Source organism: Mesorhizobium sp. Z1-4, from assembly GCF_004000235.1.
In the GTDB taxonomy this organism is placed as follows: domain Bacteria; phylum Pseudomonadota; class Alphaproteobacteria; order Rhizobiales; family Rhizobiaceae; genus RCIO01.
In genome coordinates, this window is sequence record NZ_RCIO01000003.1 from 541,642 (window position 1) to 566,697 (window position 25,056).

Annotated in this window: 29 protein-coding genes; 14 read left to right on the top strand and 15 right to left on the bottom strand. The window is 61.2% G+C overall.

The annotated features are described in order from the left end of the window. Window positions 1-4: 4 nt before the first annotated feature. From EP165_RS14020 to EP165_RS14035, 4 genes are read left to right on the top strand one after another with little or no spacing between them, the layout of a single operon-like run. Window positions 5-394, top strand: a complete 390-nt coding sequence (locus tag EP165_RS14020; RefSeq protein ID WP_127523422.1) for a cupin domain-containing protein — start codon at window positions 5-7, stop codon at window positions 392-394. Window positions 395-440: 46 nt separating this feature from the next. Further along, window positions 441-1,139 carry a DUF2848 domain-containing protein gene (locus EP165_RS14025; RefSeq protein WP_127523423.1) on the top strand — a complete coding sequence of 233 codons (699 nt, stop codon included), beginning with the start codon at window positions 441-443 and terminating at the stop codon, window positions 1,137-1,139. 11 nt (window positions 1,140-1,150) lie between these two features. Beyond that, complete coding sequence (locus tag EP165_RS14030; RefSeq protein ID WP_206075911.1) at window positions 1,151-2,533, top strand: amidase; 1,383 nt, start codon at window positions 1,151-1,153, stop codon at window positions 2,531-2,533. A gap of 18 nt (window positions 2,534-2,551) precedes the next feature. Continuing rightward, the gene (locus tag EP165_RS14035) at window positions 2,552-3,208 is read left to right on the top strand and encodes a UbiX family flavin prenyltransferase (protein WP_281040011.1); all 657 of its coding nucleotides are present in this window, start codon (window positions 2,552-2,554) and stop codon (window positions 3,206-3,208) included. Window positions 3,209-3,224: 16 nt separating this feature from the next. Here the strand turns inward: EP165_RS14035 and EP165_RS20415 are convergent, their stop codons facing one another. Next, window positions 3,225-3,767, bottom strand: a complete 543-nt coding sequence (locus EP165_RS20415; RefSeq protein WP_164743042.1) for a MarR family winged helix-turn-helix transcriptional regulator — start codon at window positions 3,765-3,767, stop codon at window positions 3,225-3,227. A 229-nt stretch (window positions 3,768-3,996) separates the two neighbouring features. On the opposite strand from EP165_RS20415, the gene EP165_RS14045 reads away from it, so the two are divergent. The 4 genes from EP165_RS14045 to EP165_RS14060 all read left to right on the top strand — a co-directional run bounded on the left by EP165_RS14045 (window position 3,997) and on the right by EP165_RS14060 (window position 9,278). Further along, entirely contained in the window at window positions 3,997-5,571 is a 1,575-nt protein-coding gene (locus tag EP165_RS14045; RefSeq protein ID WP_127523425.1) for a Re/Si-specific NAD(P)(+) transhydrogenase subunit alpha, read from the top strand. A 13-nt stretch (window positions 5,572-5,584) separates the two neighbouring features. Next, window positions 5,585-7,027, top strand: a complete 1,443-nt coding sequence (locus EP165_RS14050; RefSeq protein WP_127523426.1) for an NAD(P)(+) transhydrogenase (Re/Si-specific) subunit beta — start codon at window positions 5,585-5,587, stop codon at window positions 7,025-7,027. 323 nt (window positions 7,028-7,350) lie between these two features. Then, entirely contained in the window at window positions 7,351-8,304 is a 954-nt protein-coding gene (gene dusA, locus EP165_RS14055; protein ID WP_245440163.1) for a tRNA dihydrouridine(20/20a) synthase DusA, read from the top strand. Window positions 8,305-8,450: 146 nt separating this feature from the next. Beyond that, window positions 8,451-9,278: a sulfite exporter TauE/SafE family protein gene (locus tag EP165_RS14060; protein ID WP_127523427.1), complete on the top strand. Its 828-nt coding sequence runs from the start codon at window positions 8,451-8,453 to the stop codon at window positions 9,276-9,278. 2 nt (window positions 9,279-9,280) lie between these two features. Here EP165_RS14060 and EP165_RS14065 read toward each other — a convergent pair whose 3' ends face one another. After that, window positions 9,281-9,985: a TIGR02281 family clan AA aspartic protease gene (locus EP165_RS14065; RefSeq protein WP_127523428.1), complete on the bottom strand. Its 705-nt coding sequence runs from the start codon at window positions 9,983-9,985 to the stop codon at window positions 9,281-9,283. After that, window positions 9,982-10,221: a DUF1289 domain-containing protein gene (locus EP165_RS14070; RefSeq protein ID WP_127523429.1), complete on the bottom strand. Its 240-nt coding sequence runs from the start codon at window positions 10,219-10,221 to the stop codon at window positions 9,982-9,984. Before EP165_RS14070 ends, EP165_RS14065 begins: the two co-directional genes overlap by 4 nt. A 117-nt stretch (window positions 10,222-10,338) precedes the next feature. On the opposite strand from EP165_RS14070, the gene EP165_RS14075 reads away from it, so the two are divergent. Next, the gene (locus EP165_RS14075) at window positions 10,339-11,283 is read left to right on the top strand and encodes a nicotinate-nucleotide--dimethylbenzimidazole phosphoribosyltransferase (protein WP_127523430.1); all 945 of its coding nucleotides are present in this window, start codon (window positions 10,339-10,341) and stop codon (window positions 11,281-11,283) included. Here EP165_RS14075 and EP165_RS14080 read toward each other — a convergent pair whose 3' ends face one another. After that, entirely contained in the window at window positions 11,284-12,804 is a 1,521-nt protein-coding gene (locus tag EP165_RS14080; protein WP_127523431.1) for a sensor histidine kinase, read from the bottom strand. A gap of 75 nt (window positions 12,805-12,879) precedes the next feature. On the opposite strand from EP165_RS14080, the gene EP165_RS14085 reads away from it, so the two are divergent. The 4 genes from EP165_RS14085 to EP165_RS14100 all read left to right on the top strand — a co-directional run bounded on the left by EP165_RS14085 (window position 12,880) and on the right by EP165_RS14100 (window position 15,342). After that, window positions 12,880-13,488 (top strand): thermonuclease family protein, encoded by a 609-nt coding sequence (locus tag EP165_RS14085; RefSeq protein ID WP_127523432.1) that lies wholly within the window; start codon window positions 12,880-12,882, stop codon window positions 13,486-13,488. Window positions 13,489-13,515: 27 nt separating this feature from the next. After that, a complete protein-coding gene (locus tag EP165_RS14090; RefSeq protein ID WP_127523433.1) occupies window positions 13,516-14,127 on the top strand; it encodes a glutathione S-transferase in 612 nt (203 codons plus the stop codon). After that, window positions 14,127-14,765 carry a uracil-DNA glycosylase family protein gene (locus EP165_RS14095; protein WP_127523434.1) on the top strand — a complete coding sequence of 213 codons (639 nt, stop codon included), beginning with the start codon at window positions 14,127-14,129 and terminating at the stop codon, window positions 14,763-14,765. The genes EP165_RS14090 and EP165_RS14095 overlap by 1 nt, the downstream gene beginning before the upstream one ends. 85 nt (window positions 14,766-14,850) lie before the next feature. After that, window positions 14,851-15,342: an Lrp/AsnC family transcriptional regulator gene (locus EP165_RS14100; protein WP_127523435.1), complete on the top strand. Its 492-nt coding sequence runs from the start codon at window positions 14,851-14,853 to the stop codon at window positions 15,340-15,342. Here EP165_RS14100 and EP165_RS14105 read toward each other — a convergent pair. From EP165_RS14105 to moaA, 11 genes are all read right to left on the bottom strand, one after another. Then, a complete protein-coding gene (locus EP165_RS14105; RefSeq protein ID WP_164743043.1) occupies window positions 15,339-15,854 on the bottom strand; it encodes a DUF3299 domain-containing protein in 516 nt (171 codons plus the stop codon). The genes EP165_RS14100 and EP165_RS14105 overlap by 4 nt on opposite strands. 35 nt (window positions 15,855-15,889) lie before the next feature. After that, window positions 15,890-16,633, bottom strand: coding sequence for a DNA alkylation repair protein (locus EP165_RS14110; protein ID WP_127523437.1), 744 nt, complete (start codon window positions 16,631-16,633; stop codon window positions 15,890-15,892). 2 nt (window positions 16,634-16,635) lie between these two features. After that, a complete protein-coding gene (locus EP165_RS14115) occupies window positions 16,636-17,505 on the bottom strand; it encodes an NAD(P)-dependent oxidoreductase (RefSeq protein ID WP_127523438.1) in 870 nt (289 codons plus the stop codon). 37 nt (window positions 17,506-17,542) lie between these two features. Beyond that, window positions 17,543-18,373, bottom strand: a complete 831-nt coding sequence (locus tag EP165_RS14120; protein WP_127523439.1) for an ABC transporter permease — start codon at window positions 18,371-18,373, stop codon at window positions 17,543-17,545. Beyond that, window positions 18,370-19,083: an ABC transporter permease gene (locus EP165_RS14125; protein ID WP_127523440.1), complete on the bottom strand. Its 714-nt coding sequence runs from the start codon at window positions 19,081-19,083 to the stop codon at window positions 18,370-18,372. The genes EP165_RS14120 and EP165_RS14125 overlap by 4 nt, the downstream gene beginning before the upstream one ends. Before the next feature lie 66 nt (window positions 19,084-19,149). Beyond that, window positions 19,150-19,932, bottom strand: a complete 783-nt coding sequence (locus EP165_RS14130; protein ID WP_127523441.1) for an ABC transporter substrate-binding protein — start codon at window positions 19,930-19,932, stop codon at window positions 19,150-19,152. Between the two features lie 142 nt (window positions 19,933-20,074). Further along, the gene (gene mobB / locus EP165_RS14135; protein ID WP_127523442.1) at window positions 20,075-20,581 is read right to left on the bottom strand and encodes a molybdopterin-guanine dinucleotide biosynthesis protein B; all 507 of its coding nucleotides are present in this window, start codon (window positions 20,579-20,581) and stop codon (window positions 20,075-20,077) included. Then, window positions 20,578-21,192, bottom strand: coding sequence for a molybdenum cofactor guanylyltransferase MobA (mobA, locus tag EP165_RS14140; protein WP_127523443.1), 615 nt, complete (start codon window positions 21,190-21,192; stop codon window positions 20,578-20,580). The genes mobB and mobA overlap by 4 nt, the downstream gene beginning before the upstream one ends. Before the next feature lie 11 nt (window positions 21,193-21,203). Next, window positions 21,204-22,415 carry a multidrug effflux MFS transporter gene (locus tag EP165_RS14145; protein ID WP_127523444.1) on the bottom strand — a complete coding sequence of 404 codons (1,212 nt, stop codon included), beginning with the start codon at window positions 22,413-22,415 and terminating at the stop codon, window positions 21,204-21,206. Between the two features lie 94 nt (window positions 22,416-22,509). Next, window positions 22,510-23,424: a DMT family transporter gene (locus tag EP165_RS14150; protein WP_245440148.1), complete on the bottom strand. Its 915-nt coding sequence runs from the start codon at window positions 23,422-23,424 to the stop codon at window positions 22,510-22,512. Between the two features lie 86 nt (window positions 23,425-23,510). After that, entirely contained in the window at window positions 23,511-24,518 is a 1,008-nt protein-coding gene (gene moaA / locus EP165_RS14155; protein ID WP_127523445.1) for a GTP 3',8-cyclase MoaA, read from the bottom strand. Window positions 24,519-24,686: 168 nt separating this feature from the next. On the opposite strand from moaA, the gene EP165_RS14160 reads away from it, so the two are divergent. Further along, on the top strand, window positions 24,687-25,034 hold the full coding sequence (locus EP165_RS14160) for a gamma-butyrobetaine hydroxylase family protein (protein WP_127523446.1): 348 nt from the start codon (window positions 24,687-24,689) through the stop codon (window positions 25,032-25,034). The last annotated feature ends 22 nt before the right edge of the window (window positions 25,035-25,056 follow it).

Consider the following 25,056-nt stretch of genomic DNA (forward strand, 5'->3'; position numbering starts at 1 on the left):
GAGAATGACCGTAAACCAAGGGAAGCCGCATCTGGAGTTCTTCCAGATCGATGACGATGAAGGCTGGCACACGCCGCAGGGTTATCCGAGCGGGTTCGCACAGCTCATACTGGCGAGCGATCTCGATGAGCAGAACAAGACCGGCTCGCGGACCCGCCTGATGCGGCTTGCGCCGGGCACCTACACGACCAAGCCCTTTGTCCACGATCACTGGGAAGAAGTGTTCCTGTTCGAGGGCGACCTGATCGTCGGCAATGACGAGAACGGCGAGGGCGGCGAACAGTTTCACGCCAGGTCCTATGCATGCAGGCCGCCGGGCGTGCTGCACGGCCCATTCAAGTCTGAAAAGGGCTGCCTGATGTACGAAACCCATTTCTATAGCGGTGACGAATGAGGCGCCTCCAGCAGCCCGTTATCGTCATCGAACAAGGAGCAAGGCGATGAGCGACCAGTTGATTTCCGACGCCGCGCCAGCGCGCGTTCTCGACCTCTCAAAGATCAATTCGCTGATCATTGCCGGATGGGCCGGCCGCGACACAGCGGCTGTCGAGCACCATATCGTGGAGCTTGAAAAGCTCGGCGTGCCGCGCCCGGCAAGCGTGCCGTGCTTCTACCAGCTCGGGTCTCACCTGCTTTCCAGTGCCCCCGTGCTTGAAGAAGTCGGCAACACTGCAAGTGGTGAGGTAGAGGCAGTGCTGGTGTTCACGGACGGCGATATCTTTCTCACCGTTGGGTCGGACCATACGGACCGCCAGCTTGAGACAGTTGGCATTGCACTTTCCAAACAGGTTTGCCCGAAACCTGCGGCACGCGAAGCCTGGCGCTTCGATGATGTCAAAATGCACTGGGACCGGATTGTCCTCAGGTCCTGGGCTTTGATCGAGGGAGAAGAAGTTCTCTATCAGGAGGGTCGGGCGGCGACGAACCTCGATCCTGACACGCTGGTCTCGCTTTTCAATACCGAGGCAGGTGTTGATGGCGAAAGCCTGCCGGATGGAAGCGCGATGTTTTGCGGAACACTGCCGACCATCGGGGGCATCAGGCCCGCCGATTCATTCCGGGTTGAAATTGAAGACCCGGTATTGGGCCGTCGTATCTCGCATAGCTACCGATGCCGGCACCTGCCGGTCGCCGGATAGAGGTTACTCCCATGGGCACGATGCCATTTCACACCGGCGATTTGCGCACAGGCACACTTGAGGACTGGGGCAAGGCTCTTCGCAAAAATCTGATCAGTTGTACGACGATCACCGATCTCGCCCTGACCAATGCGCGCGATACGGCAGGCGAGGGTGCGCGCGTGTTCATTGAACGCTTTGACCAGAGCGCATTGGCTGCCGCCGAGGCGCTCGACGCTGATGCCAGTGCGCCGGAACGGCACCAGCCGCTTGCCGGTTTGCCGATCTCGATCAAGGATTTGTTCGATGTTGAAGGCCAGGTCACCCAGTCGGGGTCGGTGGTGCTTTCCGATGCACCCAGAGCGACCAAGGATGCTGAGGCGGTTCACCGGCTCCGCAAGGCCGGCGCGGTGATAATCGGCCGAACGAACATGACCGAATTCGCCTATTCGGGCCTTGGGCTTAATCCCCACTATGGCACGCCAAGCAATCCATTCGACCGCGAACGACAGCGTATTCCTGGCGGCTCTTCTTCGGGTGCGGCCATATCGGTTACCGACGGCATGGCCCTTGCTGCGATCGGCAGTGATACCGGCGGGTCTCTACGCATTCCTGCCGCGTTTTGCGGGCTTGTCGGGTTCAAACCCACGCAATCGCGCATGCCAATGGACGGCGTGCTGCCGCTGTCACAAACCCTTGATACGATCGGGCCGATCGCACGCTCGGTTGCCTGTTGCGCGCTATTGGACAGCGTTCTCGCCGGTGATCCAGAAACAGCTCTCGAGATTATCGAACTGGGCAGCGTGCGTTTTGGTGTACTCGGTGGCTATGTGAACGAGGATTTGGCCCCCGACGTTGCGGCTGCGTTCGACGCGGGTTTGTCGAGGATATCTTCAGCCGGTGGGGTGCTGGTGGACATGCCGGCGTCGATGCTCGACGACATCCCGGAAATCAACCGGCTTGGCGGTTTCGCAGCGGCTGAAAGCTACGCGTCCCTTCGATACCTGCTCGACGCCTCGCGTACTGAATTCGATCCCCGCGTGGCGCAACGCATCGAAAAGGGTGCTGCGATTTCGACTGAGGACTACAATGCGATGAAAGCCGCGCGTGCGGCGCTCATCGACGAATTGCGCGTCCATGATGGCGGCGTCGATGTCTGGCTGTGCCCGACCGTGCCGATGACGGCGCCGCGTCTGCGCGATCTGAGTGATGACGAAGAATACGCGCGCACCAACCTTCTCGTCCTGCGCAATCCTTCAGTGGCCAATTTCCTCGACCGGCCGGCGATCAGCCTGCCCTGTCATGTCGACGACGGGCTGCCAGTCGGTTTGATGATGATCGGTCAAACGGGCCAGGACCGGCGATTGTTGGCCGTCGCGGCGGCCTGTGAACGGCTTGTAGCGTCTGCGGAATAGGGCTTCCGGGGAAGGGCGATGTGCGGGGTGACCGAGATGAAGGTGTCGGACGCGATGCAGCCCGGCGGCGACCACGCCAAACGTCGCCTTATCGTCGGTATCTCCGGCGCCTCGGGAATTGTCTATGGCGTACGGATTCTGGAAGCGCTTCAATCTTCGGATATCGAGACGCATCTGGTTGTCTCCAATTCGGCCGCGCTGACACTCAAATATGAGCTCGATCTGCCCTTGGGCGACCTCAAGGCACTGGCGGACGTGGTCTATTCGAACAAGGATATCGGCGCGGCGATTGCCAGCGGTTCATTTGTCACCGAAGGTATGATCATCGCGCCATGCTCGGTCAAAACGATGTCGGGCATTGCGACTGGATATACCGACAACCTCCTGTCACGCTCGGCGGATGTCGTACTCAAGGAACGGCGGAGGCTCGTCATGCTGTTGCGGGAAACACCGCTTCATCTTGGCCATTTGCGCACGGCCTGTTCCATTACGGAGATGGGGGGCATCGTGATGCCGCCGGTTCCCGCCTTCTACAGCAAACCGCAATCCCTTGACGAAATGGTCGATCACACGGTGGGGAGGGCACTCGACTTGCTGGGTATCGACGTGGGGTTGGTGCGCAGATGGAAAGAGGCTGACATCTCTGCTCATTGCGCGGAGACTTCGCTCACCTGAATCCTCGGGAACGCTCTCAGAGCCGCTGCGCCTGCAATGCTGCGGTAGATTCCTTGGCAGATTCTTCGAGGCGGGTGATGAGCTGTTTGAGTTGGGCAAACTCGGCGGCGTCGAATTCGCCGAACATCATGCGATGCAGCTCGGCTCGCCGGCCCACGAAGGACTGGATTCGCTCGACGGCCTTCTCGCTCAATGAGAGCAAGACCACTCGCCGGTCGTCTGCATAGGTGCGCCGGGTAAGATAGCCTTCGGCTTCCAGTATATTGCTTTGTGTGGTCACAAAGGTCGATTTCACATGCAGTTTTTGCGAAATCCGGCCAACTGATACGCCTTCGCCCTCATCAAGGGTCGATATGGCGAACAGGATCAGCCATTGGGGACCAGTCACCCCGGCCAGCTTGGCCCAGACCTGCCGTACCGAATGGAAATGGCTGGCGATCGAAAACATGTCCCAGATGAAATGACCGACCTCGCCCAGATCGCTGAAGTCTGCAGTCGCTTCATGTGAGCTGTCCTTGGGGCGGGCGCCACGCTTTTTGGCACTGGCGTCTGTTGTCATTGAAACTCTGGCCTCTTGGTTGCGGTTCCCCGTTTTACGCAGGGACCGTCTGTTGCTGGCGCTTGCTGGTTGTTCAAGACCTAGCATAGGCCCTGGGGCAGAAAAAGAGCCTAATAATATAATTGACTTACATATTTTAGTTATATACCTGGCAGAAGGCCTGACCCACCCGGCTGTCGGAATGAAGTCGCCGTCACAGAATCGCACGCGCCCCATGCTGGAGATGAGTTTGAAGATCGGAACGCCCAAAGAGACACTCAAAGGCGAAAACCGGGTTGCGATGACGCCGGACAGCGCCCTGCAGCTGCAGAAACTGGGCCATGACTGCGTCATCGAAGCCGGCGCCGGAGTGGCAGCTGGCTTCGGCGATGATGCCTATCGGGCGGTGGGGGTCGAAGTCGTCAAGACGGCAACTGCGTTATGGAAGGCGGCGGATATCATCGCCAAGGTGCGGCCGCCCTCCGACACCGAGATAGGATGGTTGACCCGCGACAAGACGCTGATCTCGTTCTTCTGGCCGGCCCAGAACCAGGCACTTCTGGAATTCTGCAGGACCAGGGGCGCCAGCGCCATTGCCATGGACATGGTGCCTCGCATCTCACGCGCGCAGAAGATGGATGCACTCTCATCCATGGCCAATATCGCAGGCTATCGGGCCGTCATTGAGGCGGGCAGCAATTTCGGCCGTTTCTTTACCGCACAGGTGACCGCCGCCGGCAAGGTGCCGCCGGCCAAGGTGCTGGTCGTCGGTGCTGGTGTAGCCGGCCTTGCTGCCATCGGCGCGGCGACCTCGCTTGGCGCCATCGCCTATGCCTTCGATGTGCGCTCTGAAGTCGCCGAGCAGATCGAATCCATGGGTGCGGAGTTCGTTTTCCTCGATTTTGAAGATCAAGCGCAGGACGGCGCGGCGGCCTGTGGTTATGCCGCTCCGTCGAGCCCCGAGTTTCGTCAAAAGCAACTGGAGAAGTTCCGCGAACTTGCGCCGCAGATGGATATCGTCATCACAACGGCGCTGATCCCGGGCCGCGATGCGCCAAAGCTCTGGCTCAAAGACATGACGGAAGCCATGAAGCCTGGCTCCGTGGTCGTCGACCTTGCTGCCGAGCGTGGCGGGAATTGCGACCTCACTGTGCCGGGCGAGAAGGTCGTTACAAAGAACGGGGTCACCATCATCGGCTACACGGACTTCCCGAGCCGCATGGCCTCGCAGTCCTCAACTTTCTATTCCGCCAATATCCGTCACATGTTGGCGGAGCTGACGCCGGCAAAAGACGGCGTCATCGTTCACAATATGGAGGACGATGTCATCCGCGGTGCGACCGTCATCCATCGGGGCGAGATCACCTTCCCTCCGCCGCCGCCCAAGGTGCAGGCGATCGCCGCCCAGAAGCCAAGGGAGAAGGCGAAGGAACTGACGCCGGAAGAGAAGCGCACCCATGAGATTGCCGCCTTCAAGGCGCAGACCCGGCAGCAATTCACGCTCCTCGCTGCCGGCGGTAGTGCAATCCTTTTGGCTGGCCTATTCGCGCCGGCGAGCTTCATGCAACATCTCATCGTCTTCGTTCTGTCGGTCTTTGTCGGCTTCCAGGTCATCTGGAATGTCAGCCACGCGCTGCACACGCCGCTGATGGCCGTCACCAACGCGGTCTCCTCAATCATCATTCTCGGCGCGCTGCTGCAGATCGGCTCCGGCTCCTGGCTTGTGCTGCTCCTCGCCGCCGCCTCGGTGTTGATGGCTGGGATCAACATATTCGGTGGCTTCATGGTTACCCGGCGCATGCTCGCCATGTTCCAGAAATCCTGAGGAGCGGCGGGCAATGGAGTTCGGGTTCACCACGGCCGCCTATGTCTTTGCGGCCATACTGTTCATCCTCTCTTTGGGCGGCCTTTCCGGCCAGGAGAGCGCCAAGCGCGCAGTCTGGTATGGGATTTGGGGCATGACGCTGGCGGTCTTCGCTACCCTGATCGGCCCCGGTGCCGGCAACTGGTGGTTGTCGGCCATGCTCCTTGCCGGCGGTGGTGCGATCGGTTGGCCTGTCGCCAACCGTGTCCAGATGACCGAGATGCCGCAGCTTGTCGCTGCGATGCACTCGCTTGTCGGCCTCGCCGCCGTATTCATTGGTTTCAACACCGAATTCGAGATGGTTCGCATCGCCGCCATACAGGCAGCGTCCGACACCGCCGCGCTCGAGGCACTCAAGGGCTTTGCGTTGAAGGTGGCGGAAAAGACGCCGGCCGAGATCAGTATCCTGAAAGCCGAGGTCTTTGTCGGTCTGTTTATTGGCGCGGTGACCTTCACCGGTTCGGTCATCGCCTATGGCAAGCTGGCCGGTAAGGTCGACAGCCGGGCGAAGAAATTGCCTGGCGGACATGCGCTCAATGCCGGCGCTGCCCTTCTGTCGGCGCTTCTTCTGGTTCTGTATCTGGCTGGCGCCGGCACATGGACGCTGATGGTTATGACGGTTCTCGCCTTCTTCATCGGCTTTCACCTGATCGGGGGTATTGGCGGCGCCGACATGCCGGTCGTCGTCTCAATGCTCAATTCCTATTCGGGCTGGGCCGCAGCCGCGATCGGCTTTTCGCTGTCGAACGACTTGCTGATCGTTGTCGGCGCGCTGGTCGGCTCCTCCGGGGCGATTCTTTCCTACATCATGTGCAAGGCGATGAACCGGTCCTTCATCTCGGTCATCCTCGGCGGTTTCGGCAACAGGGCCGGGCCGGCTATGGCGGTTGAGGGTGAGCAATTGACGGTCGATGCCGCGGGCGTCGCCGCCGCACTTGATGAGGCTGACAGCATCATCATCGTGCCGGGATATGGCATGGCGGTGGCCCAGGCGCAGCAGTCGATCTCCGACCTGACCCGCAAGCTGCGCGCAAGCGGCAAGCAGGTGCGCTTCGCCATCCATCCGGTCGCCGGTCGCTTGCCGGGTCATATGAATGTACTGCTCGCCGAGGCCAAGGTTCCCTATGACATCGTCCTCGAGATGGACGAGATCAATGAGGATTTCCCCGAGACTGACGTCGTCGTCGTTATCGGCTCGAATGACATCGTCAATCCGGCCGCCCAGGAGGATCCCAACTCTCCTATCGCCGGCATGCCGGTCCTCGAAGTGTGGAAGGCCAGGCAGGTCTTTGTCTCCAAACGCGGCAAGGGCACCGGCTATTCCGGCATCGAGAACCCGCTTTTCTACAAGCAGAACACCCGCATGTTCTTCGGCGATGCGAAAGATTCGATCAGCAAACTGCTGCAGGCCGTTTGAGCCCTATTGCGGGGTGAAGAGGCTGTGGCGAGCAGCCACCTGCGAGATGTCTGCAGTCGGCTGGTACCCTGAAGTGCATTCGCACGCGAACCGACCCTTGCGGCCGCGCCTTATGACAATCTGCGCGAGCCATGCTACGGGTCCGTTTTACGTGAGCGCTCCAATTCGTGCCCTTATCGGCACAACATTCGCAATATTCCCCGGGCCAAAGGTACGAAATCAGCCGAAATGAGGCACGGTTAGAAGTAGGAAATATGGACTAAGTGGCGGAAAAAGAAGCAAAATCAGCGATTGGCGTGTCTCGGCGTTTTGCCATCGCGCCGATGATGGACTGGACGGACCGGCATTGCCGGTTTCTGCATCGGCAGTTCTCCAAAAGCGCGCTGCTTTACACCGAGATGGTTGTGGCCGACGCCGTTATTCACGGGCCACGCGAGCGGCTGCTGGGCTACAACGCCGTCGAGCATCCCGTCGCGCTGCAGCTTGGCGGGTCCGACCCCGACAAGCTGGCAAAGGCTGCGGCAATTGCGGCCGGCTATGGCTACGACGAAATCAACCTCAACGTTGGCTGTCCTTCCGACAGAGTGCAGTCCGGAACTTTCGGCGCCTGTCTGATGCGGGAGCCGGAACTGGTGGCAGATTGCGTTGCCGCGATGAAAGCAAATGTGAATGCACCGGTGACGGTAAAATGCCGGCTTGGCGTTGATGATCAGGATATAGAGACTGCGCTCGACAATGTTGCCGACGCGGTCTTCGCGGTCGGTGCAGATGCGCTGTGGGTGCACGCGCGCAAGGCCTGGCTGCAGGGACTGAGCCCGGCCGAAAACCGCACCGTGCCGCCGCTCGATTATGACCGCGTCTACCGGTTGAAGAAGCGGCTGCCCGAGCGGTTCATCGGCATCAATGGCGGCATCGAGACGGCTGCGGAGGTGGGGGCACATCTCGAGAGAACCGACGGCGTCATGATGGGGCGCGCCGCCTATCACAGGCCCTTTGTGCTCGCCGAAGTCGAGGCGGAATTGACCGGCAATCCACAGTTCGACGACTGGGCGCAGATTGTCGACACGATGGCCGAATATGCCGCAAGCCACATCGCGGCGGGCGGGCGGCTTGCGCATGTGACGCGCCACATGGTTGGCCTGTTCCAGGGTTTTCCGGGTGCGCGGCGCTTTCGCCAGATTTTATCGACGGAGGCGACCAAACCCGGCGCCGCCCCCGATGTGCTGCTCAGGGCATTCCAAGCCGTGGACACCGCGTCCGAACGCCACGCCGCCTGACCAAGCAGACCGGGGTTGCGGCGGGTCCTTCTCAGGTCGCGATTGGCGCGGCAATGCCCATGCGGGGCAGATACACGAAATCGCTCCCGAACGGCTTGTGTTCGGCTGCCGGCCGCATAGGAATCCGGCAACGGAGGTGACTGGGCATGTTGGGCGATTTGCCGATTCAAGAACTGGCGGTTTTTGCTCTGGCGCTGGCGGGAGCGGGCGTGCTGTCGGGCCTTCTGGCCGGCATATTGGGCATCGGCGGCGGTGCTGTTCTGGTTCCCGTCTTCTATCAGGTTTTCGGCCTTCTGGGCGTGGACGAAGCCGTGCGCATGCATCTGTCGGTAGGCTCTTCGCTGGCGATTATCGTGCCGACGTCTCTGCGCTCCTTCTCGGGGCATTATGCGCGCGGGGCGGTCGATATGGCGCTGCTGCGCAGTTATGTGCTCGCCGTGCCGGCCGGGGTCGTGCTGGCGTCGCTGACCGCCGCGTATATTTCGAGCGAGGGGCTGCGCATCATCTTCGCGGTAGTGGTGCTGATCATCGGCCTGCGCATGCTTTTCGATCGCGAACACTGGCGTCTGGGAACGCAGGTGCCAGGCAATCCTGCACGTTCCATTGTCGGCATGATGATGGGATTTCTTTCAACCCTGATGGGCATAGGCGGTGGTGTGATGAACAACACTTTCATGTCGCTGTATGGCCGTCCGATTCATGAGTCGGTCGCCACGTCGTCCGGCGTCGGTGTGTTGATCGCGATACCGGGTACAATCGGCTATATCTGGGCCGGCTGGGGCAACCCGCTGCTGCCGGCGGCATCGACAGGGTTCATCAACTGGATCGCGGTCGCATTGGTCATTCCGATCACAATTGCGGTCGCACCCTATGGCGTGCGCATTGCGCATGCGCTGAAGAAGCGGCAGCTCGAACTGGCGTTCGGGATATTCTGCATGATCGTGTCGGCGCGCTTTTTCGCCAGCCTGCTTTGAATTCAGTCGATCAGGGTGAGCCGGTCACCGCGCATGTCGAAGCCGGACAGCGAGCTGATGAAATTCATGCCGAGCAGGCTTTGGCCAAGCATGCCGGGAGAGGCAACAAGGACTGTCAGGTTCCTGCGCGCGATGTCGCCAACGGCGATTTCGTTTGCCGTCGTGCGTGCTGCCGTGGCCGGGCCGTTTGCGGTGGTGATCGGGACAGTGAAGGAGAGTGCGCCGGTGTCGATGCCGGCGCGCTCCGCATCGTTGAGCGTCAGCACAGTCGCGGTTGCACCGGTATCGACGAGCAGCGTGACTGGTGCGCCATTGACGCTTCCGCGGGCCACGAAGTGGCCGCCGCTCGAACGTTGCAGCGCCACCAGCAGGCGGCCGTCGGCGCTTGTCACCGAAAGCGGGCTGCCCGGTACGAGGCCAGCGGTAAGGCGGCTGGCGATGTCCTGAAGCTCGTAGCGATACTGGTAGCCGCCAACCATGAGGAGAAAGATGCCGCCCCAGATCACGGCCGACTTTGCCGCGCCGCGCAATCCAACCCCGCTGCCCAGCGTTCCCGCCGCTATCACGAGCCCGAGCACACCCAGATACAGCGCGCCCGCAAACTGGTCGCCCGACATACCGAAGGGCACGCTACGCTCGCCGCCGATCAGCAGCCAGGCAAGGCCACCGGCGATCAGGATCATCGCCAGCCAGAACAGGCGACTCACGACCCTGCTCCTTCCGCCTTTTCGCGCGCCAGGCGGGCGCGGCGGGTCTCGCGGCGGGGTTTGCGCTCCACTGTCTCAAGCCGTGCCGGCAGCTCGGCCATAATCGCGCTGCGTTCGTCGCCGGTCATGCTCAGCCAGGCGCCGATTTCCCGGCTGGTGCGGCCGCAGCCGAAACAGTAACCGGTCTTGTCGTCGATCGAGCAGACGAGAATGCAGGGAGATTCAATCGGGTTCATGGTCGTTTCTGACATGGGACACCGCAACGCCGAAAGCAAGGATGCCGGCGTTGCCTTTGCGCGGCGCTCCGCATAAGTCACGCACCACAATCTGCCCGCAGCCGAGACAAGCCGCCAATGATTTCCGGACTTCCATTTGATGATATTCGACAGCTGGCCGCCAATCTGAGCGGCGCGGATGAAGACGCGCGCGCCGAAGCCGCGGCCGTCAACCGCAAAGCGGCCGAGCGTGACGGGCCGGCCGGCAAGGCGGGCGAGATCGCCGAGTGGCTGGCTGCATGGAGCGGGCGCCGGCCCGGTGCGTTGAAGCCGCAAATCGCGATATTTGCCGCCACACATGCCCTGTCGGCGCGTATGGCGCCTGATGCGGAGAGCGTTCAGGCGTTCGTCGATCGCTGCGGGGCGGGAGGTGCTGCCGTCAACCAGCTTTGTGCTGCCGGCGATTACGGTTTGAAGGTTTTCGACCTCGCTCTGGACATCCCAGTGGAGGACTTCACCCGCGAAGCGGCTCTCGATGAGCGCGGTTGCGCGGCAACCATGGCGTTCGGCATGGAGGCGCTGGCGGGCGCGAGCGGCCTGGTGGTGCTGGCCGGGCACGGCGGCAGTGCGGGACAGCATTCGGCGCTGTCGGTGCTCGGCGCGCTGCGGTTGTTGTCTGCGGCGAGGGAAAGCGAGTTGGTTCGGGAAGCTCTTGCTTGCCATGCAGGTCACCTTTCCGATCCGCTTGAGGCGATGCGGCGGCTGGGCGGACGCGAGATCGCCGCGCTTGCCGGCGCGATACTGGCTGCGCGCACGCAAAGGGTGCCGGTTCTGCTTGATGGCGTTGCCGCGCTTGCCGCCGCTGCCGTGCTTCATGCGCTCAACGCCGAAGCCGTCTCTCATTGCATGCTGGCAGATGGCGCAAACACTGCGGGGGAGGCTGCGGCAGCGCTGGGGCTCAAATCCGTGATGGATCTCGGCATGGGAAATACCGATGCCAGTGCGGGAGCGATCGCGGTCGGCGTCGTTCAGTCTGCGGCCTACTGCCATGCTGCCGCAGGGCGAGCGCTCCAGCCCGGCTGATCAGGCGGATTTCCTGGCATCGTCGGCTGTCGGAACCGCGGGGAGCGCTTCCATCACCCGCGACGCCGGGAAGGTAACGATCGCTTCCGTGCCTTCACGCAGTTTCGATCGCAGCTGCAGCTCGCCGCCATGCATGGCGGCCAAGCCCTGAACGATGGGCAGACCAAGGCCCGTTCCCTGTTCGGCGCTCTTGATTGCGATCGAGCCCTGGCCGAACGCCGACAGGACCACCGAAATTTCCTCCGGCGCTATGCCGGGGCCATTGTCCTTGATCGCAACATACTGGCCCCCACCTCTGGTCCAGCCCGCGCGAACCTTTATCTCACCGCCGGTGGATGTGAACTTGATCGCGTTCGACAGGAGGTTGAGCACGACCTGGCGCACGGCGCGTTCATCGGCAAACAGGCGTGGCATTGACGGTTCAAACTGCGGGATCAACCGGATGTCCTTCTTGCGTGCCTTGATTTCCAGCATGTGGCAGCAATCGTCGACGACATCGACCAGTATCAGCGGCTCTTCGTTGAGCTGGTAGCGGCCGGCCTCGATGCGCGACAGATCGAGAATTTCGTTGATCAGGTTGAGCAGGTGCTGTCCCGAACCGTGAATGTCGTGGGCATAATCGCGGTAGGCATCGTTTTCGAGCTTGCCCAGGACTTCATTGGCCATCACCTCCGAAAATCCGAGAATGGCGTTGAGCGGCGTTCTCAGTTCGTGACTCATCGACGCCAGAAAGCGCGACTTGGCCAAATTGGCTTCCTCGGCGCGGCGCCGGGCCTCGTCCGACATGGATTTCGCAGTTTCGAGTTCGGCAATCAGTGCGTCTTTTTCCGAGCGGAAGGACAACAGCATCAGTGCGGATGTGTGCAAATGGCCCGCGACATAGGTGAAGAACGGCATCGAGGCGACCAGCAGGGCCACCATCAGCGCCTCGACAGGCACGGAAAAGCGGGCCGCAGCCACAATGTACACAGCCACCGGAACGGCAAAGGTGATCAGAACCGCACCGCGCAGACCCGACGCCAGAAGCGCGGTAGCCGCAATTGCAAACAACAACACAACGGCCTTGATAACCGGAAGCGGTTCGACACCGCATTCCGCGCAGCCGAGTACGACGAAATAGGCCCACCCCACGCCGCTGACGAAATGTGCTGCGAGGAACTTGCGCCGCAGCCCGTCGGGTTCGATCTCGGCGATATCAGCCTTGTCGGTCTTCTGTGCCAGATAGATCAGGCCGGCGTAGCAGACGATTGTGACAAGCGCCCAGGTGAGAATATCCGCCCTCATGCCGCCGAACATGCCGGCCGCGCTAATGAGTATGATCAACAGCGGCAATGCAGCGGCACTGGTGGTCAGGGTGCGGGCATGGATCTTCAGCAATTCGCGGTCGAATTCCGGATTGCCTTCCTGTTGCGCAAGGCGATCGCGGGTGCGACGCACGGCGCGGGCGACATCGCTGTTGCGGTGCGCCTTTGTGCGGTCCACTATGTTTTTGTCCGCTATCTGCGAACGTTGCAATGCCATATCGCGCTTCGGAATTTCGAACGATCAATCTGGCAAATGACGCTATGCGGGAATGATTAAGAGACCCTTCCAGCAATGCGTTTTTTATCTTTTCGTAAACCACGTTTCAGGCGGCGCAGCGGGCGCCGGCGCGGTGGACAGCTGACCGGCTGGATCGTTGTAGTCGCGCTTTTCGGCGCCTGCGCTCTGCTGGCGGCGCGGCTTGAGGAGCTGGGCCGGGTGGAAATCAGCGGCAGTGCCCGCATTCACGACGGAGATACGCTGACACTTCAGGGCGAACGTATCAGGCTGATGGGGATCGACGCTTTCGAGAAGAACCAGACGTGTGAGCGTGAGGGCGCAATCTATGCCTGCGGGCGCGAGGCCGAGGCTCATCTGCTTCGCCTCGCCTCTGCCTCCGACCTGAAATGCGACGGAACCCGGCGCGATCGCTATGGCCGGTTGCTCGCAGTTTGCCGGGCAGGGGGCGTCGATCTCAACCGCGAGATGGTTTCGTCGGGCTGGGCCACCGCCTATGGCGACTATGGCGCAGACGAACTTGCCGCGCGCAGGAACCGGCGTGGCGCATGGCGCGGTGAGTTCGTCGAGCCAAGCGCATGGCGGGCGACGAACGGCCAGCCGCGCGAAAATGAGCACGATTTTCTTGGCTGGCTTCTGGAAAAGGCCGGCGGCTTTCTGCTCTAATCAGCGAGGTGAATTCGGGAGGCCGGCATGAAGCTTTATGACGGGGGGCGGGCGCCCAATCCGCGGCGGGTACGGGTGTTCCTTGCCGAAAAGGGCATCGAGGTGCCACTTGTTCCGGTCGATATGAACGAGCTTGGCCACAAGGCGCCGGAAATCGAGCAGCTCAATCCCCTGATGCGGCTGCCGGTGCTGGTGCTCGATGACGGCTCGGTGCTGACGGAGTCGGTCGCGATCTGCCGTTATTTCGAGGAAACGCACCCCGAGCCGCCGCTGTTCGGCCGCGATGCGCTGGGCAAGGCCAGAGTCGAGATGTGGCAGCGGCGGATGGAGCTCAATCTGATGATGCCGGTGGCACAGGCGTTCCGGCACATTCACCCGGCGATGAGAGAATGGGAGGTGCCGCAGATCGCGGAGTGGGGCGAGGCCAACAAGCCGAAAGCGCTTGAATTCCTCGCCCTGTTCGATGCCGATCTCGGCGACCGGCCGTTTGTTGCCGGCGAGGAATTTTCCATCGCCGATATTACCGGCATGATCGCCATCGATTTCATGAAACCGGCACGTCTTGAGGTGCCCGAAAGTTGCGCGAACGTGCGGCGCTGGTATGCAGCCATGAAGGCGCGCCCGAGCGCCGAGGCCTGATGCGCCCGGTGCGAGACAGGCAGCTTGCCGGGAAGGTGGCCGAAATCCGAGCCTGCCGCATCTGCGTCGACCATCCGCAAGGCAAGCCGCTGCCGCACGAGCCTCGTCCGGTCGTTGTGCCCTCCGCAACCGCCCGCATCATGATCGCCGGGCAAGCGCCGGGGACACGCGTGCATGAGAGCGGCAAACCCTTTACCGACCGTTCTGGCGATCGGCTGCGCGAATGGCTCGGTGTCACGAGTGACGAGTTCTACGATACCGGCAACTTCGCCATCGTCCCGATGGGGTTCTGTTTTCCGGGCCTGGACGCAAAGGGCGGCGACCTGCCGCCACGCCGCGAATGCGCGACAGCCTGGCGTTTGGATCTGATGGCGGCAATGCCGCAGATCGATCTACTGCTGGTCATTGGGCAGTATGCCCAGGCTTGGCACCTTGGCATCAAGGGCAAACAGAGCGTGACCGAGACGGTACGTGGCTGGCGCGCATTTGCCGAAAAGACAGGCTCGCCGCTGGTCATTCCACTTCCGCACCCGTCATGGCGCAACACGGGATGGCTGAAGGCCAATCCCTGGTTCGGAGATGAGCTGGTGCCCGTACTGCGCGATGCGGTCGCCGAGAGGATTGTGCGCCACGGCTAGGCATGTTGCTCGTCCAGTAGAATAATGTTCTTGATTTTTGGGCAATGTGACCCGATATCGGAAACTCATTCTAACGGAGCCTCCGATGGACCGCCTCGACCGCAAAATCCTGCGTCTTCTGCAGGAGAATACAACACTCGCCGTTGCCGATATCGCCAAGAAGGTCGGGCTTTCGACGACGCCCTGCTGGCGGCGCATCCAGAAGCTTGAGGAAGAGGGGGTTATCAAGCGGCGTGTCGCCATTCTGGATCCCGGCAGGGTGAATGCCGCCGTGACGGTATTCGTTGCAATCCGCACAAACATGCACAGCCTCGAGTGGCTGAAGCGGTTCTCCGAAGTCATTCAGGAATTTCCGGAGGTGGTCGAGTTCTACCGCATGAGCGGTGACGTCGACTATCTCCTGCGCGTCGTGGTGCCGGACATCGCCGCCTATGACAATTTCTACAAGAAGCTCATCGCCAAGATCGAAATCCGCGACGTGTCGTCTACCTTCGCGATGGAGCAGATCAAATACACAACCGAGCTGCCGCTCGACTATATGGTGCTCGACAAGGGTGGGCAGAGCAGCGGGGGTTAAGGCTGAGCCTTCCGGTTCTCCAGCCTTTTCCATGGCGAATCCTGAGTGCGTGGCGCCGGCGGGCGCATGTCGATCGCGTCGACAGCCGCTGCGCTGATACGAAACGCGGATTCCACCACCCGGACACCGTCAAGGACGTATAGCTGTGCCCTGTTATGCTCCGAGAACAGGGTGCCGCTGACGCTGACCGATTGATACATATGGTCGGCATGGAAAGGCCTGTCGGGTATCACCCGCACAACCTGATTGGCGGGCGGCGGCGCGACGTGACTGCAGGCGCCCGGCGCGGCAAACAGCAGAAACTCGTAAACGAGGTCGCCCTCCTGATCGGCCGGCAGCATGAAACCGCGCAGTTCGACAGTTTGGGAGGTGCCTTCCGCGGCCGCGGCGTCGAGGCTGCGCAAATCGTCGAAGCCAACACGTTGCGCTGCAGGCATGGCATGCAAGGCACTGCCTGCCAGTCCGAGTGCCAGCGCAATCGGCGCAACCTTCCTGATATCGGTTCGTAGCATCATAACCGGCAGTAAAGGCGCGCCGCTGTCAGCCGTCAATGAGCAGCCGGCTTCCGGCGCTGCCTGTCAGCCGACTTCACGGCTTTTGCCGCCAGCCGATCACGGGTTTTTTCGGCGGTAAGTTCTCTCACTGCATCTTTGCCGATCCACCGCGCGGTGGTGTCGGAGGACGCGGCGAGCTTCTCCGCCACCGCAAGCGCGGGTGCGTGCAGGGCAAGCGAGCGTTTGCCGATCGTGCGGAGTGCCCAGTTGACCGCTTTCCTGACGAAGTTGCGCGAATCCCGTGCGTGCTTCTCGATCAGCGGCAGATAGGCCTCGAAGGTCGAATCCGGCTCCTTCTTGCGGTGAACGGTTGCCCAGCACAACATCGCGAAGGCGGTCCGGCGGACGAATTCCCGTTCGTCTTCGGCAAATTCCTCGATCAGCGCCTGCCAGTGGTCCGTGTCGACGAACAGGTCCGAAACGCCGTCGACAATGTCCCATGAATCGAACTCGGCCGCCCAGTTTCGGGCATTCTGGACGGTGAAAATTTTCGGATCGGCCGTGCGCGAGGCGATGAACTGCGCTTCCCTGATGCCGCTTTCCCAAAGCTCGAAAGCGCGTTCATGGTTGCGTTTGATCTTCTTCGCGATATCGCGCTGGATGCCGTGGGAGATACCGAGCGCGCGGTCGATCCTGATGCCATAGCGTTTCATGCCCTGCCGGTTCTCTTCCGAGCTGAGGGAACGCAGATATGCGATGACCTCGGCCGCGCTTGAGTCCGGCGTGAGCGGGACCAAGGCTATCTCTCCAGCCGCGCCAGAAGCGAGGACGTGTCCCAGCGATTGCCGCCGATCTGCTGCACTTCCTTGTAGAACTGGTCGACAAGTGCGGTAACCGGCAGTTTCGCGCCGTTGCGGTCAGCTTCGGCGAGGCAGATGCCGAGGTCCTTGCGCATCCAGTCGACGGCGAAACCGAAATCGTATTTGCCTTCGTTCATCGTCTTGTAGCGGTTTTCCATCTGCCAGGAGCCGGCTGCTCCCTTGGAGATGACGTCGATCACCGCTTCGATGTCGAGCCCGGCCTTCTTGCCGAAGTGGATGCCTTCGGCGAGCCCCTGAACGAGCCCGGCGATGCAGATCTGGTTGATCATCTTGGTCAACTGGCCGGCACCTGCCGGACCCATGAGCCCGACCATGCGGGCATAGGAATCGATCACCGGTCCGGCTTTGTCGAAATCGGCCTTCTCGCCGCCGCACATCACGGTGAGCACGCCGTTTTCGGCACCAGCCTGACCGCCTGAAACCGGCGCATCGACAAAACCGATACCGCGCTTCTTCGCCTCTTCGGCCAGTTCGCGCGCGACCTCGGCGGAGGCGGTGGTGTGGTCAACGAATACCGATCCGCGCTCCATCGTGGCGAACGCGCCATCGGAGCCCAGCGTCACCGAGCGCAGGTCATCGTCATTGCCGACGCAGGCCATGACAAATTCTTTTCCGCGTGCCGCGGCGGCCGGCGTCGGGGCAAAGATGCCGCCATGTTCGGCGGTCCATTTCTCGGCCTTTGCCTGGGTGCGGTTGTAGACCGCTACCTTGTGCTTGCCTTTGTGAACGAGATGCCCGGCCATGGGGTAGCCCATGACGCCGAGCCCGAGAAACGCGACGGAAGCCATTCAATTCTCCGGACTGTGTGTTCGTGCTTCGGGGTATTCAGCGAATGAGGTGGCGCGTCAAGCGCGCCTCGATCCAGGCCCATATATTGCGCAGGATTTCGACGACGATCAGGTAGAATACCGCCGCCCAAAGATAGGCCTGGAAATCGAATGTCTTGGAAAACACCCAGCGTGCCTGGCCCATAAGATCATAGACTGTGATGATGGCGACAATGGCTGAGCCCTTAATCATCAGGATGATCTCGTTGCCATAGGGGCGTAGCGCCACGATCAGCGCTTGCGGCAGGATAATTTTCCGGAACGTGAACAGCTTTGGCAATCCCAGCGCCGAGGCGCCCTCCCACTGGCCTTTGGGAACGCTCTTGATGGCGCCGGCAAGAATCTCGGCCTGGTATGCAGCGGTGTTCAGTGTGAATGCCAGAAAGCCGCAATTCCACGCATCTCGGAAAAAGCCCCACAGGCCGATCGACTTCAGCTCGTTGGAAAACTGCCCGAGGCCGTAATAGATCAGAAATACCTGTGCCAGCAGCGGCGTACCGCGAAAGGTGTAGATATAGGCATAGGCGAGGGCGCCGATGTACCGGTTTTTCGACAGCCGTCCGAGCGCAATCGGCAGCGAAAGAAGGGCCCCCGCGACCAGGGAGGACAGCACCAGACTGACAGTGACCTTGAGGCCGGACCAGTAGCGCGGACCGTATTTCTCGACGAATTCGGGGTTCCACGAGCTGGCGAGATACCAGACAAACCCAACGCCGATCAGAACCCACAGTGCAACGACCGCATTTCCCCAGAACCTGCCGGCTGTCCAACGGCGCGGCGGCGCCGGTGGCCGTTCGACTGCTGTCCGGTTGAGCGCCATGTCGGTCATCGCGCCAGCTCGCTTTTCTGGCCGAACCGTTCAATGCGGCTGATCACCAGGCCGGAGAGGATGGCAAGCAGGAGGTAGAGAATGAACGCGGTGCCGTAGAAGAAGAACGCCTGTTTGGTGACGCGCGCTGCGATCCCGGTTTGGCGCAGGATATCGGAGAGCGCGATGGTGGAAACGAGCGCGGTGTCTTTCAACAGGACCAGCCACAGGTTCGACAGTCCGGGCAGGGCAAGGCGAATGAGCTGCGGCATCACGACCTTGCGCATCGTCAGCCCGTAGCTGAGGCCGACGGCGTAGCCACCTTCATATTGCCCGCGCGGTATGGCGCGGAATGCAGACAGAAACACTTCCGATGCGTAGGAGGAAAAGACAACGCCCAGGGCCAGCATGCCGGCAAGGAAGGAGTTGATCTCGATCGCGGTTTCGACGCCGATGAAGATCAGAAACTGACGCAAGCCGATCTGGGCGCCGAAATAGATGAGAAACAGCGTCATCAGTTCCGGCAAGCCACGGAAGATCGTGGTGTATATGTTGCCGGCCAGCCGCAACGAGGGTTCTTCCGACTGCTTTGCCAGCGCGACGAAGAAACCGAGTACCAAGCCGAATGGCAAAGTTGCGAGCGCGAGCGATACGGTCACCCCGACGCCGGAGGCGATCTCGTCGCCCCAACCCTCGGCGCCAAAGCTCAAAAGGCCCAGAAAGTTCTCCATATCCCCGCTTTCTGGAGGGATGCGGAAGGCGTTTACGCCTTCCGCAATGTCATACGCGACGGGCTATCAGCTGCCGTAAGCGTCGAAATCGAAGTACTTGTCGTTGATTTCCTTGTACTTGCCATTGGCGCGGATCGCGTCGATCGCTGCGTTGAATTTTTCGCGCAGCTCATCCTCGCCCTTGCGGATGGCAATACCAGCGCCGGGGCCGTGGATTTCGACAACCGGGGTGATGGTGCCGACGATCTTGCAGCAGGCGCCGTCGTCGGTGGCCAGCCAGTCCTGCAGAACGATGACATCGTCGACCACGGCATCGACGCGGCCGCTGTTGATGTCGAGCTTGTATTCGTCGGCGGTGGGATAAAGTTTCACCTCGCTGTCGGTGTAGGTCGCCTCGGCATAGTTCGAGTGCGTGGTCGAACCCTGTGCGCCGACCACCTTGCCGGCCAGGTCTTCCTTGGTCACACCGGCGATGTCGGTGTCCTTCGGCGCTGCCAGCGCCGGCGGCGTATTGTAGTACTTGTTGGTGAAGTCGACCTTCTCCATGCGCTCTTCGGTGATCGACATGGAGGCAATGATGGCGTCGAACTTGCCGGCCTGAAGTGCCGGAATGATGCCGTCCCAGTCCTGGGTGACGAATTCGCAGTCTGCCTTCATTTCCTCGCAGAGCGCTTTGGCGATGTCGATGTCGAAACCGACCAGCGAGCCATCCGCCTCAAGGTTGTTGAAGGGCGGATAGGCGCCTTCGGTGCCGATCTTGAGCTTCATCATGTCCTGGGCCTGCGCGCCGCCCATGGTGACGGCCAGCGCGGCGGCTGCGGCGAGTACGATACGCTTCGAAATACGCATTTTATTCCTCTCTGTGGTCATTCGGTGCGCCGGAACCGGCGTCCGCGTGCTGGGCGCGGTCTTTGCCGCACCCCCTGACCGATATTCCCATTGTCGCGGAGAGAATTGCAACCGCTAATAGTACATGCCCGTTACAGACGTCTCATGCGCCGAGACTAAAACGGCCGACGACAAAGTCTGCGATGGCGCCGACGTCGTCGATATCGAACACGGGCAGGGATTTGGCGCGAATCTCATAATCGGCTGCGATTGCGATTACCGAGGAATCGGTGTCCGCAAGCGGGCGTTCTTCACCGGCCGAGCGGCGTCGCAGCTCGATTTTGGGATGCCCGCCATGTTTCCAGCCCTCGACTATGACAATGTCGGCTGGCGAAAGCCGGGCGAGCACGGCATCGAGGGCAGGTTCGTTTTCGTCACGCAGTTCATGCATCATTGCCCAGCGGCGCGCGGACACAATCGCAACTTCGCGCGCACCCGAGGCCCGGTGCCGGTAGGAGTCGGTTCCGGGCACGTCGATATCGAAATCGTGGTGTGCGTGCTTGACCGTTGCCACCGTCAGGCCTCGCGCAGCCAGTTCGGCAACCAGCCGCTCGACCAACGTCGTCTTGCCGGAGTTCTTCCAGCCGGCAATTCCGAGCACAGGTGTCATTGCCGGGTCTCCGCCAGGCGCTGCGCCTCATCGAGGTGTTCGGGCGTATTGACGTTGAAGAATGGATCGATGCCGGTTTCGTCCTGGAAATCGCAGGCCGTGTTGTTCCGGCTGCCGACATAGTCGGTGACCTTCAACGATGTTCCGCTGCGAAGCCAGTCGCCCAGCGGTTCGTATTCTCCGAGCGGCCAGAGGCCGAAAACCGGATGCCGGCGGCCTCGCGATGCGGCAAGTACGATCTGGCCGGAGGTTCGGGCCGAGGCAACCAGTCTTGCCACAAGGTCGGCCGGGAAAAACGGAGCGTCACTTGCAGCAGTGACCAGGTGGCTCACGGTGGTTTCGGCACGGGCCCATTCCAGGCCGGCAAGAATTCCGGCGAGTGGCCCGCGACCGGCCGGTTCGGCGTCGGGCACCACGGGCAGCCGCGTATCGCCGAGCCTGGACGGGTCGCAATTGGCGCTGATGGCAACGGGCCCGACTTGCGGTCGGAGCCTGTCGATTGCCCGGTCGATCAGGCGTTGACCGCCGATTTGCAGCAGAAACTTGTCGCTCCCGCCCATCCGGCGTGAGGCGCCTCCTGCCAATATCAGACCCGCGATTGTCTCAACCATACCCGCGCACGCTAAGTGTCCCGCATCTGCCAGTCGACGAACATGACATAGATAGTGCTCAACACGGCCAGCACCGCCGACAACATCATAACGTAGAGAAGCGGGTTGGGTCCGCTTTCAGGCGTCAGCACCGCCGCTGCAGCAAGGGCCATCAAAGCACCGCCGCCAAGCTGCAGGGTGCCGCCCAGGCCAGATGCAGCGCCGGCCAGACGCGGCCGAATGCTCACCATGCCGGCATTCGCGTTGGGCAATGTCATTCCATTGCCTATGCCGATGATGCCTGCCGGCAGGAACAGCGACATGGGGTGAACCATTCCGGTCGAGAATAGGACTATCGAGACGCCGACGCCGGCGACGGCGATCAGGCAACCCGCCAGAATCATGCGGTTGGTGCCAATCTGCCGCGAGTAGCGGCCCGAGAGGAAATTGCCGACGACATAACCCATCGCCACAAGCCCGAAATAAATGCCGTAGCCCGAAGGCGTCATGCGCAGATATTCCGTTGCGATGAACGGACCGCCTCCGAGAAACGCAAAAAACGTTCCCGAGGTGAGGGCGGCTGTCAGCGTGTAGCCCCAGAAGCGTCGCGAGCGGAACAGCTCAGGGTAGGACCGAACCTGTTCGGCCATGTTGGATTCGGGCGCCTTGTTGGTCTCCCCGAGATCGAAATAGGCCAGCGCCAATCCAAGCAGACCAAAGCCGGCGGCAAACCAGAACGTCGATTGCCAGCCCTGAAGTTCTTCGAGGAAGCCACCGATTGTCGGGGCGATCATGGGCACGACGGCCATGCCCATCGTCACATAGCCGATGCGGCTTGCCGCTTCGTCGACGTGATTCACCGTATCGCGCACGACGGCGCGCGACAGAACGATGCCCGCGGAGGAAAACGCCTGGAAGACCCGGCATACCAGAAGGGCTTCGATCGTCGGCATGAACGATGCGGCAACGGTTGCGACGATGAATATCGCCAACGAGACCATCAGCACCGGTCGCCTGCCGAAGCGGTCGGACAAAGGCCCGATCAGCAGCTGCAGAAACGCTGTCGCCGCCAGGAAGACCGGAACCAGCAGCTGCGCTGCTCGGTAGTCGGTGTCGTAGTATTTGGCGATGCCTGGCAGCGACGGCAGAAAGATGTTCATCGAAAGGGCGCCGATCGCCGCAATGACAACCAGGGTAAAAATGTGAGGCGGAGTGGAATTGTCCAGCCAGCGTGGCTGCATCAGATCTCTTTCATATCATTCGCACGCAAACGATCACTGCGTATCAAGACGATTTCAACCGCACTTGAAGTCAAGCATTTTCATACGGTGCGGGCGTTCAAAGTCCATCCGGCGCCATGCCTTCGCCGGTGGTGTCCGAGATCGGCTTTGCGCGGCCAACCTTGCGCTCGCGGTAGAGAGAGTAGAGCCCCGAGCCGATAATCAATACCGAACCGACGATCATCGGCGTGTCGAGTTTTTCGTTGAACAGGAATACGCCGAAGAGCACCGCCCATAAAAGCGCTGTGTAGCGAAACGGTGCTACGAATGCGATTTCACCGGTGCGCATAGCCAGGATAATGAACTGGTAGCCGACGAGCAGCAGCACCGCCGCGGCAGCAAGAAGACCGATATCGGATGCCGTTACCGGCGCCCAGCCTCCGAGCGGCACGACCATGATGCCGCCTGCGATGGTCACGCCGAGCGCTGTCGTGGTCGAAATCATGAGCGAAGGTATTTCCTCCGGTATGCCGCGGGTAATGAGATCGCGCGTGGCCGCAAAGCAGACGCTTATCAGGACGGCAATCGAAAACGTGTTGAAGCCTTCGACACCCGGTCGAACGATCACCATCACGCCGGTGAAACCGATTGCGATGGCGATCCAGCGCCGCCATCGCACCGGTTCACGAAAAAACAGGGCAGCGCCCATGGTTACCGCCAGCGGCAGCGACTGGAGGATGGCTGAGACGTTGGAAAACGCCATGTTGGCAAGGGCAAACAGAAACAGGAAAGTCGCGCCTAGCTCGCAGCCCGCGCGTGCTGCAACCAGCGGGTTGAGCACCAGTGAGGGACGGCGAAGCGCACCCTGGTGCCAGGCCAGCATTCCGATCAGAAGTGTCGCGAACATGCCGCGGATCAGCATGATCTGGCCGACGCTGAAGGCGTCGGTCAGGCTCTTGACGATCGCGTCATTGGCTGAAAAGCCGAACATGGCCAGCGCCATGAAAAGCGCGGCGCGCGGATTGGCTGACAATACGAGAATTCCGATTCAGTACGAAGGCGTGCACTGAATGCTTAGTACCGACCGCTGGCACTGACAATTGGGCCAGTATGAGGTGCTCAGCCGCCAGTAACACTCATGTGCCGCGACACTGAAGGTCGCTTTGTGTTGCGGTCGATAATGAAATCGTGGCCCTTGGGCTTGCGGCCGATTGCTTCGTCGATTGCCTCCGATACAACATCGTTACCTTCCGATGCGCGCAACGGCGCCCTCAGATCGGCGGCATCTTCCTGGCCGAGGCACATATACAGTGTTCCGGTGCAGGTCAGTCGTACGCGATTGCAGCTTTCGCAGAAATTGTGGGTCATCGGCGTGATGAACCCCAGCCTGCCGCCTGTTTCTGTTACTTCGACATAGCGCGCCGGGCCGCCGGTCTTGTACGGGATGTCGGTCAAAGTGAAGCTCTGTTCCAGCGTCGCGCGCATCGCCGACAGAGGCAGATACTGGTCGGTCCGATCGGCGTCGATTTCGCCCATCGGCATGGTTTCGATCAACGTCAAATCCATGTCCGAACCATGTGCCCAGCGCATCAGTTCAGGGATTTCGCGGTCGTTGAAGTTTTTCAGCGCAACGGCGTTGATCTTGATCTTGATGCCGGCATTGCGGGCTGCGTCGATGCCGCGAAGCACCTTGTCGAGATCGCCCCAGCGGGTGATTTCACGGAATTTGACCGGGTCAAGCGTGTCGAGCGAGACATTGATGCGTTTTACGCCGCAATCGGCCAACTCCGCGGCATGTCGAGCGAGCTGGGAGCCGTTGGTGGTCAGGGTCAGTTCGTCGAGCGCGCCGCTGTCCAGATGACGCGAAAGCTGGCGTATCAGGTGCATGACGTTCTTGCGCACCAGCGGTTCGCCGCCGGTCAGCCGCAGCTTGCGCACGCCCTTTTCGACAAACACCGAACACAGGCGGTCCAGTTCCTCAAGCGACAACAGGTCCTTCTTGGGCAGAAAGGTCATGTCTTCCGCCATGCAATAGGTGCAGCGGAAGTCGCAACGGTCGGTGACCGACACACGCAGATAGGTGATGCCGCGGCCGAATGGATCGATCATCTGTGCAGAGTGCTGCATGGTTCGACGAAACTCCTCAACCAAATGTCGGGTTCGGGCGCGGCAAATCAAGTACCGTGGCTATCTCGTATCATCGCGCTGCCGCAAGGTGCAATTGCGACAGGCCCCGGAGGGCATGGACCAGAATTCAAAGCGGCGTTATGGCATTGCCCTGAAAGCAGGTGATCAATGACCCCACCAACCGAACTGCGGGTGTCCAGGGACCGCCGCGAACTGACCGTCACGTTCGGCGAAACCGCGTACAGGCTGCCGGCGGAACTGTTGCGTGTTCTGTCTCCTTCGGCCGAAGTGCAGGGCCATTCGCCGGACCAGCGCGTGACTGTGCCGGGCAAACGCGAGGTCGCCATTCGCGCCATTGAGCCGGTTGGCAATTATGCGGTGCGCATCCTGTTTGACGACGGCCACGATACCGGGCTGTTCACGTGGGTCTATCTCGACACGCTCGGGAAGGAGAGGGAGGTGCGATGGGCATCCTATCTGTCCGAACTCGAGGAAAAAGGGCTTTCGCGCGGCTAAGGGCGCGCCGGGATTGAGGACA

Bases quoted from the DNA above. Each gene is read 5' to 3' on its own strand.
- EP165_RS14020 (WP_127523422.1), top strand. From the start codon at position 5: ATGACCGTAAACCAAGGGAAGCCGCATCTGGAGTTCTTCCAGATCGAT.
- EP165_RS14025 (WP_127523423.1), top strand. From the start codon at position 441: ATGAGCGACCAGTTGATTTCCGACGCCGCGCCAGCGCGCGTTCTCGAC.
- EP165_RS14030 (WP_206075911.1), top strand. From the start codon at position 1,151: ATGGGCACGATGCCATTTCACACCGGCGATTTGCGCACAGGCACACTT.
- EP165_RS14035 (WP_281040011.1), top strand. From the start codon at position 2,552: ATGTGCGGGGTGACCGAGATGAAGGTGTCGGACGCGATGCAGCCCGGC.
- EP165_RS20415 (WP_164743042.1), bottom strand. From the start codon at position 3,767: ATGACAACAGACGCCAGTGCCAAAAAGCGTGGCGCCCGCCCCAAGGAC.
- EP165_RS14050 (WP_127523426.1), top strand. From the start codon at position 5,585: ATGGAGTTCGGGTTCACCACGGCCGCCTATGTCTTTGCGGCCATACTG.
- dusA (WP_245440163.1), top strand. From the start codon at position 7,351: ATGATGGACTGGACGGACCGGCATTGCCGGTTTCTGCATCGGCAGTTC.
- EP165_RS14060 (WP_127523427.1), top strand. From the start codon at position 8,451: ATGTTGGGCGATTTGCCGATTCAAGAACTGGCGGTTTTTGCTCTGGCG.
- EP165_RS14070 (WP_127523429.1), bottom strand. From the start codon at position 10,221: ATGAACCCGATTGAATCTCCCTGCATTCTCGTCTGCTCGATCGACGAC.
- EP165_RS14075 (WP_127523430.1), top strand. From the start codon at position 10,339: ATGATTTCCGGACTTCCATTTGATGATATTCGACAGCTGGCCGCCAAT.
- EP165_RS14080 (WP_127523431.1), bottom strand. From the start codon at position 12,804: ATGGCATTGCAACGTTCGCAGATAGCGGACAAAAACATAGTGGACCGC.
- EP165_RS14085 (WP_127523432.1), top strand. From the start codon at position 12,880: ATGCGTTTTTTATCTTTTCGTAAACCACGTTTCAGGCGGCGCAGCGGG.
- EP165_RS14090 (WP_127523433.1), top strand. From the start codon at position 13,516: ATGAAGCTTTATGACGGGGGGCGGGCGCCCAATCCGCGGCGGGTACGG.
- EP165_RS14095 (WP_127523434.1), top strand. From the start codon at position 14,127: ATGCGCCCGGTGCGAGACAGGCAGCTTGCCGGGAAGGTGGCCGAAATC.
- EP165_RS14100 (WP_127523435.1), top strand. From the start codon at position 14,851: ATGGACCGCCTCGACCGCAAAATCCTGCGTCTTCTGCAGGAGAATACA.
- EP165_RS14105 (WP_164743043.1), bottom strand. From the start codon at position 15,854: ATGCTACGAACCGATATCAGGAAGGTTGCGCCGATTGCGCTGGCACTC.
- EP165_RS14115 (WP_127523438.1), bottom strand. From the start codon at position 17,505: ATGGCTTCCGTCGCGTTTCTCGGGCTCGGCGTCATGGGCTACCCCATG.
- EP165_RS14120 (WP_127523439.1), bottom strand. From the start codon at position 18,373: ATGACCGACATGGCGCTCAACCGGACAGCAGTCGAACGGCCACCGGCG.
- EP165_RS14125 (WP_127523440.1), bottom strand. From the start codon at position 19,083: ATGGAGAACTTTCTGGGCCTTTTGAGCTTTGGCGCCGAGGGTTGGGGC.
- EP165_RS14130 (WP_127523441.1), bottom strand. From the start codon at position 19,932: ATGCGTATTTCGAAGCGTATCGTACTCGCCGCAGCCGCCGCGCTGGCC.
- mobB (WP_127523442.1), bottom strand. From the start codon at position 20,581: ATGACACCTGTGCTCGGAATTGCCGGCTGGAAGAACTCCGGCAAGACG.
- mobA (WP_127523443.1), bottom strand. From the start codon at position 21,192: ATGGTTGAGACAATCGCGGGTCTGATATTGGCAGGAGGCGCCTCACGC.
- moaA (WP_127523445.1), bottom strand. From the start codon at position 24,518: ATGCAGCACTCTGCACAGATGATCGATCCATTCGGCCGCGGCATCACC.
- EP165_RS14160 (WP_127523446.1), top strand. From the start codon at position 24,687: ATGACCCCACCAACCGAACTGCGGGTGTCCAGGGACCGCCGCGAACTG.